Raw genomic sequence first — 19851 nt, 5'->3', positions numbered from 1 at the left:
TTAATAATTTGCCACAACTTTATTATAGTAAAAAAATATCAATTTTTAAATAAAAAATCATAATAAAATAGAATATATTATATGAAGATCATTACCTCATCGTTTTATAAAATCAAGAAATTTATATAATGTTATTCTGACAATTATTATTGTTTTAGTACATTTAATATATAATATAAACCTATTAAAAAAAAACAAAGTAAAAAACTATTTATAATTATTATGTTTGTAAAAAATTTCAGGTTCTCCTTTTGGTCTTGTATTCCATCTAGGATGAACCCAAAGCCAATTCTCAGGATGTTTTGATATTATTTCCTCCAATTTTTTTGTATATCTTTGAACATTATGCTTTATTGTTTCTTCTTTAGTCTCTTTTTCTTCTATATACATTATATCATGAACTATGATTTTATGATGTCCATATCTGTCTGGAAGATTATAAAGTATAGCAATTGGGGAGCCTGTTTTCATAGCAATAGCAACAGGACCTACTGCTGTGGCACATGGATATCCAAAAAAATTAACAAAAATTCCATCTAAATAATTTTGATCACATAAGAAAGCAACAGGGCTATTATTATTTAATACTTGAAATATTTCTCTTAAATCTCCCCATCTTGATATACATTTCATTCCTCTCTTTTCTCTCCAAGAACGCATATATGCATCAAGTTTAGGATTGTCTAATGGTCTGAATATTACTCCAGGATTATATCCTTTAATAGCAAAATAAAATGCTATATATTCCCAGTTTCCTATATGTCCTGTAATTGCTATGATTCCTCTTTTTTTCTTGTTCATAGCTTCATCAAATTTGTCCTGACCTTCTATCGTTATTCTTTTTAATATTTTATCATTAGACATTCTTGATGATTTTATGAATTCGGCAAAAGTCATTATCATAGATTTCATAGATCTTTTTGCAATTATTTTCCTTTCATGAAAACTTTTTTCTGGGAATGCCTGCTTTAAATTAATCAAAGCAACTTTTCTTGCACTTGGTACGAAATAGTACATTAAAGTACCTATTAACTTAGCAAATAATATAACTATAATATAAGGCATAAATGCAATTATTTCCATTAATATACGAAGCGGAATATATTCAAGCATTATAACCTTTGGGGATTTATAAGCCAAAACAACCTCTCTACTTACTGTTTTAAATCTTCATCTTCTTTTTCTACATCATCAAACAAATCTTCGTCTTTTAAAGATTCATTAAATCCGTCATTTCCTAATACCATTTCATCTGAACCTGATTCATCAGCATCAGAATTGTCTGCATTATAATTTTGTTCTTCATTTGTGATGTTATTTTCATCTGTTTGATTTTCAGAATTATTATTTTCTGTATTATTATTTTCAGGATTATTTTCTGCATTAATGTTTTCTGTTGTATTATTAGATACTTCAGTATATGCAGTATTTTCTTTTTTTTCTGCAACACTAGTATCCATTTCTTCGTTATCATCTCCTTCTATTAAAATACCAGCTCCGGATAATTCTCCTTGAGTAATTAAGTAGTTAAATCCAGATATGAAATAATAAGCTTCAGTTAAAGCTTTCATTACATTATAACCTTGTATTCTTTTTTTACTTTTTCCTACTTCTGCTGAGAAACTTAATATATCATTAGGGTTTTCTATTATTCTTTCTCTTTCTTCTTTGTCCAATAATAATTTATCTAATTTTCTTTTAAAAGGTGTTATTATTGATACGAAAGTGTTTCTTAAATTTTTAGCTAAATAAGAACGCTGTCCGTTTTTATCTGAAAGCATAGAAACTCTTTGTTCAAAACGCATAGTTTTGTCTTCTTCAACTTTGTTTATTGTTTTGCAAAGTTCGCTGTATTCATTTAATCTTGAATTAGTATCTGATAATGATAAAAATATATTATTAAAATCATTTTTATAATCTGTTCTTACCTGATTATCGTAAACTAAGTTATATCTTACTTTATTAGAAACAAATACAGCAGAATATTCTCTATCCAAAAAGTCTATCAATACTTTTATTCTATATATTTTATCTTTTATAGGTACAATGAAAAACGGATCTGCTTCATATTCTATATTATTGTCAGATTTTTTGAATGATACGCATTTTTCTATAAGTTTTATACCTATAGATTCTACTTTGCTTAATTTTTCTTCCTCATTATCTTTTTGCTTACCTATATTTTCTTTTGCCTGTTCTATTTTAGTTTCTTGTAATTTTTCTTTTTCTTTTCTTAATTTTGTGTAATATCCTAATATATCTTCATCAGTAATATTAAGATAACGGTTAAAATCATTTATAGTTTCTAATGGTTCTTTTGAAGCATACTGTAAAAGAGTAAATAGTTTTGGATAATATTTTCCATATATTAAATCTACAGCTCTTTTAAAAGCGGATATTCTTGAGTTTACTATTCCTTTGCTTATATTATCAACCATTGCATATGCAAACATAGCTTTTTCACCAGCTAATTTTATTCTTGAAGAATAAGCATGAAGAACATAAAGCGGTCTGAACATAGCCTTTATTTCTTTTACATAACTTTCAGCCATAACAGCACTGTTTAATTCTTTATATGGTCTTAAAAAGTCTTTATATACGCCTTCATTATATTGATCTTTTATTCTCTCTAAAAGCTCCAAATCATCCAATGTTTTAGCAAATTGAGAAACTACTTTCTGATGTTTGGCTTTTGCATCTATATCAGAAGCTTCACTTGGGTTTAATGCATTGAATATTAAAGTATCCATTTCTAAAAGGGCAGCTATGACATTTTTATCTATAAAGTTTAAAAATTTAGGATTAACATTCCCGCCCATTAATGTGATTACACCAGAGCTTAAAGCATTGAACCATAATTTAACATTAAAAAATAATCCATTATTTTTTTTATTTGGAATACTTATGGTAGTAGAAGAAGATTTATTATTTTTACTATCGTTTTTTGAATTAGCAGAACTTGAGCCTCTAGAGCTTCTGCTGCTATTTCCTCCTACCACAGTGTTTTGACTTTTTTTTGATGATCCTACAAGAGTATTGCCGTTATCTTTTTTTTTGTCGGCTACTACTTCTCCGCCTGCATCTACAAATTTATTAAATAAATCTTTTCTTGCATCTTTATTAAGTTCATCTAACTTTAATCTATCTCTAGTGTTATCTATATCACCCATAAATAAACTCCCTAAATATTTATTTCTTAATTGTTTTTGTATATTATAGTAGCACTACCTTGATTTTCTGCCATAATAGTCATACTCGATATTTGTACATGACTTTTTCTAGTTAATGCATACTCTATATTATCGGCTATATCTTCTGCATATAAAGGATTAAATCCTTTATATACATTATCAGCTTTTTCTTTATCTCCTTTGAATCTTACAGTTGAAAACTCTGTATTAACAGCACCTGGTTTTATATTTGTTATTTTTACAGGCTTATCTATTAATTCTACTCTTAAACTGTCTCCAAACATCTCAACAAAAGATTTAGTGGCACAGTATATTGCCCCTCCGCTGTAGGCTTCATCTGCAGCAGTAGAAGATAAATTCACTATATGACCATGTTTGCTCTCTAATATATAAGGAAGAAGAAGTCTTGTTAATACTATTAATCCTTCGCAATTAACTCTAATCATTTGTAGAGAATCTTCTATTGGGTTATTATAATAGAAGTCTTTACCTAAAGCTAAGCCGGCATTATTTATAAGTATATCTATTTTTTTATCTTCATCCTTAAGAGAATCTATTGCTTTTACTATATCTTCAGGTTTTGCAAAGTCCAATTTTATTACTTTTACTTTTACATTATGATTTTTTTCTAATTCATTTTTTAAAGTTTCAAGTTTTTCTATTCTTCTGGCAGCTAATATAAGATTAACACCATTAGAAGCAAGCATTTTAGCTACAGCTTCTCCAATACCTGCACTTGCTCCTGATACAAATGCGGTTCTTCCTTTAATATTTTCTACATACATAATGAATTCCTTAATTGCTAATAAAAATTATTTTTTAGAGGTTATGTCAAGTAAACTTGCCAGAAGAAAATAATTTTTATGATTAGCTTTTTATTATTTTTTCACCTATTATAATTATCAATAAGTTTCTACCATTCCAGCAACATCTTGAGCCGTATATTGCATACCAACTTCATTAAGATATTTTGTGATTAATGCATCTACCTGTTTTTTTAATCCTTTAGAATAAAGTTCCATAACCACAGTACAATTCTGCTTAGAATCCCATTTAGTTTCTACAACAGAAGCTCCTCTTATTCTTCCAGCAACTCTTTCCTGTATAACATATTCATCTATCATACCTTTTTCAGTAGAGCTTAAAGATTCTATATAAGAACCTACTATTCTTGCTACTATTTTGTTTTTAGCATCTAGTTCAGCTGCTTGTTTTGATGTTAATTCTCTTCTAAATTTATCATCTATATCTATATCTTCTGCTGGAGAACCCATTCCCATTACTCTGAATGTATCATCATTGATCCAACCTTCTGGTCTTTCTCTGCTTACTCCGCTTCCACATGAAATAACGAATAGTGAAAGTATTGATGTCATAATAAATAATTTTATAAATTTATTCATATTTAATCCTTCATAATTTGATTGTAGTATTATATATTTTGAATACTATATTGCAATACCATGATAAAAAATAATTTTCTCCGTATATTTTAAATATAATAAAAAAATATAGCAAATTTTAATTGCTTTGATTAATTATCGATTATTATTATTGTTAATTTTAAAAAAAATAAGGACTCCCATTAAGGAGCCCTTTTTTAATATCATATTTTAATAATTATTTATAAGTTCTTACCATTCCTGCAACATCTTGAGCAGTATATTGCATACCAACCTCGTTAAGGTATTGAGTTACTAAATTATCCATTTGTTTTTTAAGATTTTTTGAATATAGCTCCATTACTATAGTACAGTTTTGTTTAGAATCCCATTTGCTTTCTATAACAGAAGTACCTCTTATTCTTCCAGCAACTCTTTCTTGTATAACATATTCATCTATCATACCTTTTTCAGTAGAGCTTAAAGATTCTATATAGGAACCTACAATTTTTGCAGCGATTTTATTTTTAGCATCTAATTCAGCTGCTTGTTTTGCTACTACTTCTCTTCTGAATTTATCGTCTATATCATCTGAAGGAGAGCCCATTCCCATTACTCTGAATGTATCATCGTTAATCCAGCCTTCTGGTTGGCTTCTGCTTACACCTGTTCCGCATGATACTACAAATAATAGCAGAGAAATAGAAATTGCTACATTAAACATTTTTCTTATCATATATTTTTAACCTCCTGATAAAATAATATGTAAGTTTATATGCGATTATATACCTTTAGTAGTATATTGCAATATCTTTTATAATATTTTTTTATATTATAATTGACATAAAATAAACATTATATATAATTATTAATCGAAGTTATTTTAAAATCATAAAGGAACAAAAAATGAAATTAAAACATACAATCAATTTCATTAAAAAACATACTGTAGCAGTATTTGTAAAAGTAGAGAAAGAGCAGCTTAAAGTATGCTCATTTAATGAAGAATACATAAAGTTATTTAATAGTTTGGTAAAAGATAAATATTATAATACTTCTACTCCATTCGCATTCGCATTTGCAAGCAATACAAGAGTGATTTATATTACATATAAAGAAGTAAAAAATTATATGTATGAAACTTGGAAGAATGCTGGTGCTTCATTAGTAAAAATAATGAAAGATTTACATATAGATGATATAGAAGTTGATATGGCTGAATTATTTGCTGAAATAGCTTCTGAAGAATCATATATTCAATTTTGTTTAGGTATTTTACTTTCTTCTTATAGCTTTGATAATTATTTAGGCAATAAGAGATTGAAAGAACAATCTAATATTAAAAATATACTTTTAGTTTCTGAGCATAAAAAAGATACTGAAAATGCTATATCTAAGGCCAATCAGATAGCAAGCAGCATATTTTGGGCAAGAGATATGGTTAATGAACCTAGCAATGTTATAAATTCTTTGACATTTGTTGACAGAGCTAAAAAACAGGCTGAAAGCAGAAAAATAACTACTACAGTTCTTACTGAAAAAGAATTAAAAACTCTTGGTATGAATGGAATATTAGGTGTTAATGCCGGAAGTAAGAATCCTCCTAGAGTGTTTATTGCTCAATATAAGAAAGCTAAGGCTAAAAAACATATTTTATTAGTAGGAAAAGGTATTACTTTCGATACAGGTGGAATGGTATTAAAGCCTAGTACAAGTATGCTTGGTATGAAAGACGATATGGCTGGTGCTGCTGCTGTTTGCGGAGCTTTGTTCTTAATATCTGATATGAATTTGGAAGCAAATGTTACTGTAATATGTCCTTTAACTGATAATAAAACAGGAAGTGCTGCTATAAATCCTGGTGATATATTGAAAATGTATAATGGTGTTACTGTAGAGGTTGTTAATACAGATGCTGAAGGAAGACTTATACTTGCTGATGCTTTGGCTTATGGAATAAAAAAATATAATCCTGATTTCGTAATAGATATTGCTACTTTAACAGGAGCTTGTTCAATAGCTTTAGGAAAGCATGCTTCAGGACTTCTTTCTAATGATGAAGCTTTATCTGCTGCTTTAAAAGAGGCAGGCAATGATACTTATGAGAGAGTATGGGAACTTCCTATGTTTGATGAATATAAAGAAGATATAAGATCTGATATTGCTGATATAAAAAATTCAGGCGGAAGATATGCTGGAGTTATAACAGCAGCACAATTCTTATCATACTTTACAGAAGGAGCAAGATGGGCTCATTTGGATATAGCAGGTACAGATATGAGTGATGTAAATGTAAAATATATATCTAAAGGTGCTACAGGAGTAGGTGTGTATTTACTTGCTAAAACAGTAGAAAAACTTGTTGATATAGATAAATTTTAATTTGTGAATATTAATTAATTTTTTAATAGTTATAAGAATAATCATAGTGTTTTTATAAAATGCTATGATTATTTTTTTATCTATAATAATATTTTTTATTAGTATATTTAATTATTCTATATTTAAATATTATCTTTTAAATAAATATAAAAAAATAAAATTAGTTTTTAGTTTAAACTTGAAATTATTTGTGTAAAATGTTATAATGAATTTTCAAATTAGATAAAAATGGGAGTGTATATGCCTTCAGGAAGAAAAAGACTTCGTCAAAAGATGGCTACGCATAAACGTAAAAAACGTTTACGCAAAAATAGGCATAAGAAAAAGTAATATAATATAACATTATACATATTAATGTTTTCATCTCTTGGAATTTGTATTTTTAATGGGAAAATAATATGGCAAGCAATGTAAAAACTGTCATAGAAGTATGCGTAGGACTTCATTGCTCTATGAAAGGGGCTTATGGTCTTTTAGAAGCTATTCGTTCCCATTATGATTTAGAAATAGGAGTGCCGTCATCTGATGGTATGCTCCTTAAAGAGATGGAGTGTATGCATGATTGCCATAATGCCGTACCTATCCTTATTAATGGTATGGAATGTACAAAATCGTCTTTTAAAAGTATTATTAAGTATATAGAAGCTATACATGTAAGAAAAAGATGAAGAAATTTGTACTGCATAGTGAAAATAATATAGAAAATATTCAGTCATACAGAGATCATTTCGGAGAATATTTAGCAGTTCAAAAAATAGGTAATTCTTTTTTTGAAGATTTAAAAGAATATCCTTTATTTAAAAGAGATATTACACAAACTTCTATATATCAATTATTAACTGACGGAAATATTAAAGAAGATTATATTCTAGTAAATGCCGCTTCATTTGATTATTTGGTTTTCAAAGATAAATTTCTATTAAAAAATAATCCGCATCTTATATTAGATGGTTCTGTTTTTATAGCCAAAATTTTAAATATTAAAAGAATAGATATAATATTAAAAGATTATTATTTGGAAGAAAGAGATATTTTATTAAAAGCCATAGTTGAAGCGGAAGATGCCAATTTTGCAGCTGATATAGAAATAAATATATATGATGAATATGGCTACTATAATAAATATAATATCAGAATCACACCTTCTTTTTTAGAAAATAAAAAATATATATTTGATTTGGAAACTATATCACAAATTGCATATTTGGCTCATATCGGAGGATTTACTTTCAAAGATTATGGAAATGGAGAGTATAAAGGAAGTAATATACTTTCTATTACAGGGGATATTATTAGTCCTAATCTATATGAATTTGAAATGTATACTCCATTAAGAAATATTGTCAAAGCTGCCGGCGGAACGGTAAAAGAATATACTATAAAATGTGTATTTACTAATGGTTTTTTAAACCCTCCTATTGATTTTGAAACTTTCCAGAAAATGACTTTAGATTATGAATGTTTTGACAGTCTTAATATGAAGATGGGAAATGGCGGTATATGTTTCATACAAGAGGATAGATGTATAATAAGGGTTGTAGTAAAAATAATTCAGTTTGGTAAAAGCATATCATGCGGAAAATGTTCTCCTTGTCATAATGGATTCGATTTATGCGAATATTATATTAATAGAATGCTTTTAGGAAATTCAAATTTTGATGATTATTCTAATTTGAAAGAAGCTGTTGAAATGATTAAAATAGGGGCTTCATGTTTATATATAAGAAGTCTTGCTAACTGTATATTATCTGCTATGGAAATGTTTAGAGATGAGTTTGTGTATTTGATAGAGAATAAGATAACATTATATAGTTTTTTAAAAAGTTAAAAATCTTTTTTATATTAGAGGTTTTATTTAATGATAGTAAAATTTAATGTTGATGGAAAGACGGTATCATCTCAGAAAGGATATACTATACTTCAGGCACTGTCCTACATCAATATAGATATACCTCATTTATGCTCATATAAAATAAATAGTACAAATACTTTTGAAGATAAAAATAATATTCTAAGATGCAAATTATGCTTGGTTAAAGTAAAGAAAAAAAATGAAAATGATTATTCTTATAAATATGCCTGCAATGAAATAGTAGAAAATGGAATGAGTGTTTTAAATGAGCATGATGATGATATTATAAGATATAGAACTTCTTTATTAAAGGCTATGCTTTATATGCATGAGCCTATATGTGAAAGCTGTAAGGCTGACTATATATGCAGATTAAAAAAATATTTAGATATTTATAATGTTTCAATAGAGGCATCTCCAAATGCATTCGATGAAAATGATATTAACTTAATAGAATTAAAGAATATAGTAGAAAAAATGAATCTTCCTAACTTTATAAATGTCAATTTTGACAGATGTATTAATTGCGGTATATGCGAAGATTATAAAGTTGTAGACGGATATAATTCTATGATAACAGATTTATGTCCTACTCATGTATTTGAAGTTCAAAGGGATATAGATAATAAAATCAATGATGATATAAGTACAGTAAGAAGCATAGACAGTTTTTGTATAGGATGCAATCATTTATGCGATGCTAAATACAGTTATATTGATTATAGTATAAAAGATATATCATCTCCAAAGGGCAAAAAATACGGAATATGCGATTATGGAAGAAAGCTGGATTATTATTCAAATAATACATTAGAAAAGCCTTTTTACAGCGGTATGCAGTATGAGTTTGATGAGGCTAAAGAATTGTATCATAAATTTATTAATGATATTGAGGCAGAATCTACTTTGGCTTTAAACTCTAGTATGTATCCTATTGAAGATATTAAGGCTTTCAATGAATTTATTGATTCTTTGGGAATACAAAATTTAATATTCAAAAAAAATAGAATGGCTACCAATTCAAAAAATATCAGAGATAATTATACAAATATTAATGATTTTTCTATAAGAGATTTAAAGCAGGATATAAAGCATTCTATATTTGACGATAATTATATATATAATGAAAAATTTAAAAAATTTATTATAGTAGGCGACTCATTAGATGATAATGATAATATGATTGATTTTGCCAAGAAAAATAAGGGTAATTATATAGTATTTAGTCCGAATTTTTCTGTTTTGGCTTATAATGCTTATTTAAGTTTTCCTATATCATATCTTGGTGAGTTTGAGGGGCATTATATAGATAATCATGGCAAGGTTAAAGAGATGCAGGCTTTTTTGAAAAGTAGTAAAAATCGTATGAGTTTGAGAGAATTGTTAAAATATTTGTATTTATAATGATTTTGTATATACTAGAATATATGAGGCTTATATATTATTTTTTTATTATTGCTAATACAAAGCGAGTTTATTTATAAACAATAAAAAACGATAAACGAGCAGCTGATAACTGACGAAGGAAGTTGTCAGCTAATGTATAGCGAGTTTATTTATAAACAATAAAAGGAGAGTTTATTTATGCCAAAAACAAGAGCTGAGATACTCCAAAATAGTAATAAAAAATATGATATTATTATTATAGGCGGCGGGGTTATTGGTGCTACTATAGCATTAAAGGCTTCCAGAGTAGGACTTTCCGTACTTTTGCTTGATAAGCATGATTTTGCTTTCGGTTCTTCTTCCAGAACTTCCAAAATGCTTTCAGGCGGATTTAATGATATGAATAGTAAAAATTTAATGTATACAATTCATAGAGTAAGAGAAAGAAATAACCTTATGTATAAGGCTTCATCCGAACATTTTGGCATTATCAATCCTATATATGAACATAGTAGTACAGGGCTTTTAAGAGAAGAAATAAAAATGATGCTATATGATATGTTTTCCCTGTTTGGAAAAACTAAAAGACATAAATCACTTAGCAGAAATGAAACATTAGATGCATTGCCCGATTTGATAAATAATGATGTTATAGCATCTGTAGAATATTATGAAGGCTTATTAGATGATTCCAGATATGTTATAGAACTTCTTTTGAAAGCTGAAGAGTTCGGAGCGGATATATTAAACTACTGTGAAGTTAAGGCTTTTGAATATAATCAGAAAGAAATAGAAAATGTAGTTTTTACGGATCATATAACAGGAAGAGTATATACAGCAAATGCTAAAACTATATTAATAGCTGCAGGAGCTTGGGGACATAGTATAAGTTCTCTTCTTCCTAATGGAAATTTTGAAGACAGACTTGTTTATGTTAAGGGAAGTCATTTAATCATAGACAGCGATTTGATTCATATAAATAAATCTGTTATTCTTCCTAAGATAAAATCAAGACCTAATGTATTTTTAATGCGTTGGAAGAACAATACCATCATAGGACCTACAATTAAAAAAAATACTCATGATTTAAATTGTATATACACTACAAGTGATGAAGCTGAATATTTGCTTGATATATATAATACTTATTTCAGCTCTATTGTTAATAAAAACCATATAATAACTACTCAATCCGGAATGATGCCTCTTAATCCTTCACAGGTAAAAATACATTCTCATCCTCAATACAGACTCTTTTTAGTTGAAGGCGGAAACTTTACAACTTCTTCTGCTGTTACTATGAAGACATTAGTAAAAATGTACGGCAAGCCTTATAAATGGTTTAGTAATCAGAAAGTTGTTAATAATAAATTTGAGAAAAATGTTGAATTGGTTTTAAATGAAGATTTAGTTAAATTCCTTATAGATTATTTCGGTTCTGTTAATTTGATTTTAAAATTAAATGAGCTTTGCAAAAATGATTCATCTCTTTTAGTGGAGGTTGGTCTTGATTATAGAATCAACAGAGGACTCATAAAATATTTTGTAGAAGTTGAACATGCTATGCATTTAGATGATATAATGATAAGAAGACTAAGATTTATATTAACAGAGAATGACTGCGGTACTTTAATATCAGAGCATATAGCAGAAGAAATGGCTAATATACTTAAATGGGATAAAAACAGAACTGAATGGGAAATAAAAAGATACAGAACAGAGATTAAAAGGGCAAGAGTAGCTTTATTTTAATTTAATTTTTTTGTACTAAATCTTTGAAGCCTCTTAATATATTAAGTCCTGTATTTCCGCTTTTTTCAGGGTGAAACTGTATTCCGTATACATTATAATTTTTTACTATAGCTGGTATTTGAACATCATATTCACTGTCAGCTATTATACTTTCATCACAATCCTTACCATAGTATGAATGTACAAAATAAACATATTCCATATTATTAATATATTTAAATAGTTTATCTTCTTTCTTTATATTAAGATTATTCCAGCCCATATGAGGCACTTTCAAATCTTTATTTTTTAAATCTTTTTCTATAGGGCATATATTTCCTTTTATAAGTCCAAGTCCATTATACTCACCGTATTCATAGCTCTTATCAAAAAGCATTTGCATACCCAAGCATATACCCAAAATTAATTTTCCTTTTTTAGCTTCTTCTATAATAGTATTCTTTAATGTTCCGTCTTTTCTTCTTTCAAGTTTTGCTAAAGCATCTCTGAAAGCTCCTACTCCCGGCAGTATCAAAGCATCGGCTTCTTTTATAGTTTTTTCATCATCTGTAAGTTTAGCATCTATTCCTATATACTTTAATGATGACATAAGAGAGAATAAATTTCCTACTTCATAATCTATTATAGCTGTCATAAAAAAATCCTATTAATTTATTAAAGTCATTATACTAAAATAAAACATAAAAGTCAAAGTATAGGGGCGGGTGGGCGGGCAGAATAAATTAAAAAATATTAATTATATGCCTTTTATAATAAAAGCAAAAAATCAATTTTTTAATTTTTATTATTTTCAAGCATTCCCTTTGTAGATAATACTTCATTTTTATATTTTTCATCTATTTCACAAGCCTGTGCTAAAGCTCTTGCCACACCTTTAAAAATAGATTCTATTATATGATGAGTATTCTCTCCATATAAAGTATTTATATGCAAAGTAATATTCATAGAATTAGTAAATGCTGTAAAAAATTCTTTAACAAGTTCAGTATCGAAGTCCCCAACTTTTTCATGTTTTAAATCGCTGTTAAAAACTAAATGACTTCTTCCGCATATATCAACTGCAGCCATAGTAAGGGCCTCGCACATAGGCATACTAAAATTACCATATCTTTTAATTCCTTTCAAATCTCCTAAAGCCTCAGCAAAACATTTACCTAATACAATTCCTACATCTTCCACAGAATGATGATAATCAATATGAATATCCCCATCGCATATAGTTTCTAAATCGAATCTCCCATGGCGTGCAAACAAATCAAGCATATGATCCAAAAATCCTACTTTAGTATTGTTTTTGTATTTTCCTGTTCCGTCTATATTTAATTTAATTTTTATCTTTGTTTCATTAGTATTTCTTTCTATTTCAGAAACTCTCATTTTATTATTCTCCATTTATAAAAATTATAATTATTTATTATTATTAATATTTGATATATATATCATTTTTAATATATAATTGCAATAATATATTTTAATTGATAAAAGTATTTTTAATAAATGTTTAGGAGAAATAATAATGAATAATTTAGATGCTATGAATAGTTTTAATGATTATAAACCTAGAATTACAAAAGAAGAAGTGAGAGATAAAATTTATAAAGATTCTAATATTGAGAAGAAAATAAAAGAAGGCGTGGAGAATTATTTAGATTTATTTATATTAAAAAAGTATTCTGATAATGCCTATAGCGAATATGATTATATAAATAATTATATGCTTATTACTACAGAAGTATTTGAAGAAGGATATATAATCAGCGATGTTCATATAGATGTTAACATTAAAGTATATGATTATATGCCTAAAGGTGATAATAAGAATGAAAGATATATAGCTTTAGATAATACATATTTAATGGGACTAAATTTAAAATTTTCATTGAAAGAAATAGATGATGATATAGAAAATATAGAAGTGAGATATTTTAATATTTATGGTGTTTCTGATAACTTACATCAATCATAAATAATTAAAAAATTAATATATTGAAACAAATATACTTTGTACGCATCTATATATACTAAAATTTTAGAGTTTGTCATTTTTTTAGTCAATTTTTTCCCGCCGCTTACGCTCTGCGGGCTTCGCCAAAGTTGCTGCCACAGGCACGCTTCGCGAAAGTGCAAGTATAAAATTAGTACTAAATCATACTAAAATTGTTTTGCATGTAAGATAAATTACTAAATTTAAATCAAAATGCAGCCTTTCGCGAAGCGTATCCAAGTTTATCGAGGATATAATGTTCTTTGACGCTGTCGCTGTAAAAAGAATAATATAAATTATTAATTTTCGTATAATAATAAGTAATCAGCCGCACGTATAGTTGTCTATATATAATAATTTGCAGTACCGTGCGGAAAGCCCATATGGCTAATATTTGATAAACTAAAATCATTTCAATATATTTCAATTATGTTTTTTATTATAATATTTTATAATATTTATTTTAAATCTATATTTATAAATCTTAATGCTCTTTCAGAAGCATTTTCCACTAAAACAGAAGTATTATAAATAGATTCTTCAAGAGTCATAGCTTTTGGGCATAGAGGCATTATAGATTTAATACCCAAATCGTATACAATTTCAGCTCCTTCTCTTATCTCACCAACTATAGCAATTACCGGTATATTTCCGGCTCTTTTTGCAACTCCTACAGGCACTTTTCCTTCTTTAGTTTGTCCGTCAATAGCTCCCTCTCCCGTTATTATAAGAGAAGCATCTTTTATTTTTGATTCAAAATCTATTATATCAAGCACAGCATCTATTCCACTTTTTAGCTTAGCATTACAAAAAGCAACAAGTCCTCCTCCTAGTCCTCCTGCAGCACCGGCACCTTCCATATAGTCTATTTCCTTTCCAAATTTTTCTTTTATGATTTTTGCTATATTTTTAAGTCCGTCATCAAGTATATAAAAAGTTTCTTCTGTAACACCCTTCTGTTTTCCATATATAGCAGTTGCACCATTCTTTCCATAAAGAGGATTTTTCACATCGCATGCAACAGTTATTTTTATATCAAATATTCTTTTATCAACATTACTATCATCTATATCAGCAACATGCATCATGTTTTCAGCAATTGCTTCAAGCTCATTATTATCTTTATCAAGAAATTTATATCCTAAAGCATTAGCCATACCTATACCGCAGTCATTGGTTGCACTTCCGCCTATTCCTATTAAAATTTCTTTTATATTGTTATTGACAGCATCTTTTATAAATTCGCCAGTTCCGTAAGTAGAATATTTTAAAGGATTCCTTGTTTTATCATCAACTAAAGTAAGTCCTGAAGCTTCTGCCATTTCTATAACAGCCTTTTCTTTATTAATGATTCCGTATTTAGCTTCTATTATTTTGCCTTCAGGATTTCTTACATTTATTTTTTTGATATTTCCGCCTGCTGCATAAAGTATAGATTCTACAGTTCCTTCTCCTCCGTCAGCAACAGGAATTTTTATTATATCAGCATCTTTAATAACTTTTAATACTCCTCTTTCTATATAATTGCAAATTTCTAAACTGCTTGCACTGCCTTTGAAAGAATCCGGTATTATTATGATTTTTTTCATACTATATTCCTTTTATTATTTATCTATTATATTTTTTATATCTACTTTTTTGTTTAATATACACAATAAATATTTAAAAAATTGTATTTATGATACAAAGAAATATATATACAATTTTGATATAATTAAAATAACTAAAACAAATATAATTGAATTATGTAAGGAGTTTTATATAGTTTTTTATTTTGTTGATACAATACATTAATTTTAGTGATACTAATCATAATTATTTTTTATAATAAATTTGTTCCAATACCATATTATATGCCTAGTATTTAATCCTGCTAGGCATATATGTATTTTAAAGTGCAAATATTTTCTTGTTTTTTTTATATATTAAAGGATAATATATAAAAAATTAATTATTTTCAAGGTGCTTATGTATATTGATAATGAAATGGCTCAAAGATTATTAGATAAGATAATGAAAGTTATAGATTATGAAGTCAATATTAATATTATGAATGAATATGGGGAGATTATTGCAAGCGGAGATAAGGGGAGAATTGGAAAAATAAATTTGGGAGCTTTGGAAGTATTAAAAAATTCTAAAAATATGAATTATTTTAATTTTATAGATAATGATAAGGAAAGCAGCAGACCAGGTATTAATATGCCTCTTATATTTAATAATGAACTTATAGGAGTTGTAGGAGTTACAGGAGATCCTAAAGAAATAAAATTAATAGCAAATATCATAAAAATGACTACTGAAATATTAATTGAAAGAGAGATTGATATTGATAAAAAAACATTAAAACAAACAACATTAAATAATTATATATATAAAATCATATCCAAAGAAAATTATAAATATTTATCATCTATTAATATATGGGCTGAAAATAATGGCTATTCATTTAATATTAATAGAATGGTATGTTTAATTAAAATAGAAAAAAATGATGAGTATGATATAAAAAAAATATCTGAATGTATATTTCAGAAAATAAAATTAATAAAATACTTTAGCAATCAGGATATAATTTCTAATATTGGAAACAGGCAGTTTATCATTATAAAAAGTTTGAATGATAATGATAAAAATAAAACAGTATCATCATTTTTTAAATATCTCAGAAAAGAAATAAAAATAAAATTTTCTGTTATGTGCGGATGTATAGTTAATAGTTTAGATAATATACCTAATAGTTTTGAACAGGCTAATTTTCTTTTTAATTATATTAAATATACAAATAACGATATTTACTTTATAGAAGATTATATATTAGAATATATTGTTTTAAACGAAGGTTATTTTAGCTCTTCTATGATTCTAAAAAATACATTGAATATTATTAATAAAAATTCTACTTTCAGAGAAACTATAATAACTATATGTAAATATGATCTTAATATTAATAAAACCTGTGAAGAATTATCTCTTCATAGAAATACTATTTTGCATAGAATGAAAAAAATTAAAGAAGTTTTATGTCTTGATCCTATTAAAAATCATACAGATAGAATCAAATTTTATATTATAGCAGCTTTATTAGAAAAATAGTTGTTTAATTGTAAGTATTATAAAATATTGTGATATTCATTACAATTTTAAGTATATATAAATGCTATATTATTAATAATATCTAATTATGTAAAAAATAATTTAATGGTTTTAATATAAATTTTATGTGAAAAAATAAATAAAAAATTTCTATAAAAAGTATTGATATTTTATGATTTTACATATATTATAAAAAATTGATAATGAAAAAATAAAAATAAGGAGAGGAAAGATGAGTCATCATCACAGAGGACAGTGGGGAACTAGAGCTGGATTCATACTTGCTGCTATAGGTTCTGCTGTTGGTTTAGGTAATATATGGCGTTTCCCATATATGGTTGCATCTAATGGTGGTGGTGCTTTTATGATAGTTTTCCTTTTAGCTATGCTTACTGCGGGCATACCTATAATGATACTAGAGTTTTCTATAGGTCATAAAACTCATAAAAGTGCACCTGGTGCTTTGAAGGCATTGAACCCTTCTTGGGAATGGTTAGGTTGGTTACAAGTATTTACATGTTTTGCAATAGTTATTTATTATTCAGTCATTATTGCTTGGTCATTATCTTACGGACTCTTTTCTATTCAAGGTTTAAAATGGGGAGCTGATACAGCTGGTTTCTTCACAAAAGAGTATTTAAAACTTCAAGATGGTTTTTCACTCAGCAATTTTAATATTGGAGTTGCTATACCATTAATTATTGTTTGGGTTATTATATTAGTTTCTGTTATTGGCGGTGTTAAAGATGGTATAGAAAAAGCAAATAAAATATTTATGCCTTTATTAGCTATATTAGTTGTAATTATTCTTATTAGAGGTGTAACTTTACCTGGAGCTTTAGCTGGACTTGATTATATGTTCAAACCTGATTTTTCTAAACTTGCTAATCCTAAAATTTGGATAGATGCTTATGGTCAGGTATTCTATAGTATGTCTGTAGCGTTCGGTATAATGATTACTTATTCTAGTTATTTGCCTGATGATTCAGATATAGCAAATAATGCATTTATGACAGGTTTTGCTGATACTAGTTTCAGTTTATTTGCTGGTATAACAGTATTCAGTATAATTGGTTATATGGCTTATTCTCAAGGAAAACCAGTTGCTGAAGTTGCAGGAAGCGGCGGTATAGGTTTAGCATTTATGGTATTCCCTGAAGCTATTAACTCTTTACCTGGTTTTAATGGATTATTTGGAGTAGTATTCTTCTTGGTACTTTCATTTGCAGGATTAACATCTGCTATTTCACTTGCTGAAGTTGTTATATCTTCATTTATAGATAAATTCCATTTCAATAGAAAAAAAGTAAGTATTGTTATTATTATAATACAAGGTGCTATATCTATGGTATATGCTACAGGAAGCGGACTTTCTATACTTGATATAGTTGATGCTTTCATAAACAATTACAATATTGTAGTAAGTGGTTTAATAGAGATTATATTAGTTGCTTGGGTATATAAACTTGGATCATTTAAAGAAACTATTAATACAGTAAGTGAATTCAGAGTAGGTAATTGGTGGGATTTCTGTTTGAAATTCTTAACTCCTGTATTCTTGGCTATAATGTTATCATTAAAATTAATAAATGATTTCAAAACACCTTATGGCGGTTATCCTACTTGGGCATTATTCGCTTTAGGTTGGTCAATGCCTGTTATAGCATTTATAGCTGGAATATTATTGGCTAAATTTAAAGACAGACAGCCTAATATACCTCATCAAACAAAATAAATAAAAGGAGGAATTAATTATGGGATTAGATTCTGCTATATTTATGGGATTCAGCTTATTAGCTATTTGGGGAGGATTTGCTTTCTTTTTAGGAATAGCTTTAAGAAAGATGTAAATTATAATTTGAATTAAAAATATAAGGCATAGGCTTATTCTTTAAGTCTATGCCTTTTTATTATTAAAATAATATTTTAGTATTATTAAATCTTAATTTTATCAATAAAATTCATTCTAAATTGTTCTTTACTATATAAATATACTTCTTTAAATATGAAATTTTTTAATGATAGTATTTTATCCATATTGTATCTTTTTGTTATTTCCGGCATATTTGCTCTTTTTTTGAAATGTGATTGTCTAGTTTTGGGATTATTTTCTTCGTTATATACAGCTATATATATTATATTTTTTCTAGAAAAATCAAGTATATTTTCTATATAATAATCACCATTACTATGCTTAATATTAGATAAAACGAATAAGCTGTCATATATTTTTGTTTTTAAATCATCCAGTATAGTATTACCATTGATATATCCTCTAAAATTTCCTTTAATGTCTCCTCTAATATTGTATTTTTCATTTGTATTTTTATCTGTTATCTCACATTTAGAAGAATATCCTTCAATAGAGCCATCAAAGTTATAATTGTTCTCACTATTCATATTAGTATTAAAACTTCCTTCACAATATCCTGTGAACCCTCCTTTAATGCTTCCTTTAAAATTATTAAAAACTATCTTTTCTTTTGTTTTGTTATCTTCAGCATCAATAAAAGCATTAGAAATAGATCCTTTTATATGGTTTACATTAAAATTAACATTAAAATATCCATTTTTAAATTCTATAAAATACAAATTTTCATCATCAATATAAAGTGCATCATTAGATTTAGGATCCATATTTATTTTATTATTTCTTTTATATTCTTTAGTAACTTCATCAAAATTAATAACAGAATATTCGCAATCAGTCATATATTCAGGATTATCTTTCTTAGAAAAATCTTCAGATGTTTTTTTAAATGTATCCATATTGTTTTTCAATATATCAGGTAGATTATCAATTATATTTGGATCCATATAGTTATA

At 27.0% G+C, this 19851-nt stretch carries 18 protein-coding genes; 9 read left to right on the top strand and 9 right to left on the bottom strand.

From position 1 onward, the window contains the following. Window positions 1-207 precede the first annotated feature (207 nt). From BRSU_RS11085 to BRSU_RS11065, 5 genes are all read right to left on the bottom strand, one after another. Complete coding sequence (locus tag BRSU_RS11085) at window positions 208-1140, bottom strand: lysophospholipid acyltransferase family protein (RefSeq protein WP_048595415.1); 933 nt, start codon at window positions 1138-1140, stop codon at window positions 208-210. 14 nt (window positions 1141-1154) lie between these two features. Then, a complete protein-coding gene (locus tag BRSU_RS11080; RefSeq protein WP_048595414.1) occupies window positions 1155-3170 on the bottom strand; it encodes a hypothetical protein in 2016 nt (671 codons plus the stop codon). Window positions 3171-3196: 26 nt separating this feature from the next. Beyond that, entirely contained in the window at window positions 3197-3976 is a 780-nt protein-coding gene (locus tag BRSU_RS11075; protein WP_048595413.1) for an SDR family NAD(P)-dependent oxidoreductase, read from the bottom strand. Window positions 3977-4093: 117 nt separating this feature from the next. Beyond that, complete coding sequence (locus BRSU_RS11070; protein WP_048595412.1) at window positions 4094-4594, bottom strand: hypothetical protein; 501 nt, start codon at window positions 4592-4594, stop codon at window positions 4094-4096. A gap of 217 nt (window positions 4595-4811) precedes the next feature. Beyond that, window positions 4812-5309 carry a hypothetical protein gene (locus tag BRSU_RS11065; RefSeq protein ID WP_048595411.1) on the bottom strand — a complete coding sequence of 166 codons (498 nt, stop codon included), beginning with the start codon at window positions 5307-5309 and terminating at the stop codon, window positions 4812-4814. Between the two features lie 170 nt (window positions 5310-5479). On the opposite strand from BRSU_RS11065, the gene BRSU_RS11060 reads away from it, so the two are divergent. From BRSU_RS11060 to BRSU_RS11040, 5 genes are all read left to right on the top strand, one after another. Then, window positions 5480-6955, top strand: a complete 1476-nt coding sequence (locus BRSU_RS11060; protein WP_048595410.1) for a leucyl aminopeptidase family protein — start codon at window positions 5480-5482, stop codon at window positions 6953-6955. 398 nt (window positions 6956-7353) lie between these two features. Next, window positions 7354-7623: an NAD(P)H-dependent oxidoreductase subunit E gene (locus BRSU_RS11055; protein WP_048595409.1), complete on the top strand. Its 270-nt coding sequence runs from the start codon at window positions 7354-7356 to the stop codon at window positions 7621-7623. Beyond that, entirely contained in the window at window positions 7620-8783 is a 1164-nt protein-coding gene (locus BRSU_RS11050; protein ID WP_048595408.1) for an NADH-ubiquinone oxidoreductase-F iron-sulfur binding region domain-containing protein, read from the top strand. The genes BRSU_RS11055 and BRSU_RS11050 overlap by 4 nt, the downstream gene beginning before the upstream one ends. Before the next feature lie 30 nt (window positions 8784-8813). Continuing rightward, the gene (locus BRSU_RS11045) at window positions 8814-10211 is read left to right on the top strand and encodes a 2Fe-2S iron-sulfur cluster-binding protein (RefSeq protein ID WP_048595407.1); all 1398 of its coding nucleotides are present in this window, start codon (window positions 8814-8816) and stop codon (window positions 10209-10211) included. Window positions 10212-10391: 180 nt separating this feature from the next. Further along, window positions 10392-11945: an FAD-dependent oxidoreductase gene (locus tag BRSU_RS11040; RefSeq protein ID WP_048595406.1), complete on the top strand. Its 1554-nt coding sequence runs from the start codon at window positions 10392-10394 to the stop codon at window positions 11943-11945. Window position 11946: 1 nt separating this feature from the next. On the opposite strand, the gene hisH is transcribed toward BRSU_RS11040, so the two are convergent. Together hisH and hisB are read right to left on the bottom strand one after the other, a co-directional pair. Continuing rightward, entirely contained in the window at window positions 11947-12579 is a 633-nt protein-coding gene (gene hisH / locus BRSU_RS11035; protein WP_048595405.1) for an imidazole glycerol phosphate synthase subunit HisH, read from the bottom strand. Window positions 12580-12719: 140 nt separating this feature from the next. After that, window positions 12720-13322, bottom strand: coding sequence for an imidazoleglycerol-phosphate dehydratase HisB (gene hisB, locus BRSU_RS11030; RefSeq protein WP_048595404.1), 603 nt, complete (start codon window positions 13320-13322; stop codon window positions 12720-12722). 139 nt (window positions 13323-13461) lie between these two features. Between hisB and BRSU_RS11025 the strand changes: the two genes are divergently transcribed. After that, a complete protein-coding gene (locus BRSU_RS11025; protein ID WP_209435153.1) occupies window positions 13462-13911 on the top strand; it encodes a hypothetical protein in 450 nt (149 codons plus the stop codon). A gap of 476 nt (window positions 13912-14387) precedes the next feature. Here BRSU_RS11025 and BRSU_RS11020 read toward each other — a convergent pair whose 3' ends face one another. Further along, window positions 14388-15518, bottom strand: a complete 1131-nt coding sequence (locus BRSU_RS11020; RefSeq protein WP_048595403.1) for a glycerate kinase family protein — start codon at window positions 15516-15518, stop codon at window positions 14388-14390. 379 nt (window positions 15519-15897) lie between these two features. Between BRSU_RS11020 and BRSU_RS11010 the strand changes: the two genes are divergently transcribed. The 3 genes from BRSU_RS11010 (at window position 15898) to BRSU_RS14505 (ending at window position 18875) form a co-directional block, all read left to right on the top strand. After that, a complete protein-coding gene (locus BRSU_RS11010) occupies window positions 15898-17025 on the top strand; it encodes a CdaR family transcriptional regulator (protein ID WP_048595401.1) in 1128 nt (375 codons plus the stop codon). Between the two features lie 232 nt (window positions 17026-17257). Continuing rightward, on the top strand, window positions 17258-18760 hold the full coding sequence (locus BRSU_RS11005; RefSeq protein ID WP_048595400.1) for a sodium-dependent transporter: 1503 nt from the start codon (window positions 17258-17260) through the stop codon (window positions 18758-18760). Between the two features lie 19 nt (window positions 18761-18779). Further along, window positions 18780-18875, top strand: a complete 96-nt coding sequence (locus BRSU_RS14505) for a MetS family NSS transporter small subunit (RefSeq protein WP_020064978.1) — start codon at window positions 18780-18782, stop codon at window positions 18873-18875. Between the two features lie 85 nt (window positions 18876-18960). On the opposite strand, the gene BRSU_RS14220 is transcribed toward BRSU_RS14505, so the two are convergent. After that, the gene (locus tag BRSU_RS14220) at window positions 18961-19842 is read right to left on the bottom strand and encodes a hypothetical protein (protein ID WP_053082765.1); all 882 of its coding nucleotides are present in this window, start codon (window positions 19840-19842) and stop codon (window positions 18961-18963) included. Window positions 19843-19851: the final 9 nt, after the last annotated feature.

The organism is Brachyspira suanatina (assembly GCF_001049755.1).
Taxonomy (GTDB): domain Bacteria; phylum Spirochaetota; class Brachyspiria; order Brachyspirales; family Brachyspiraceae; genus Brachyspira; species Brachyspira suanatina.
The sequence above is the reverse complement of the archived record's forward strand: the minus strand, read 5'-3'. Positions and strand labels throughout refer to the sequence as shown.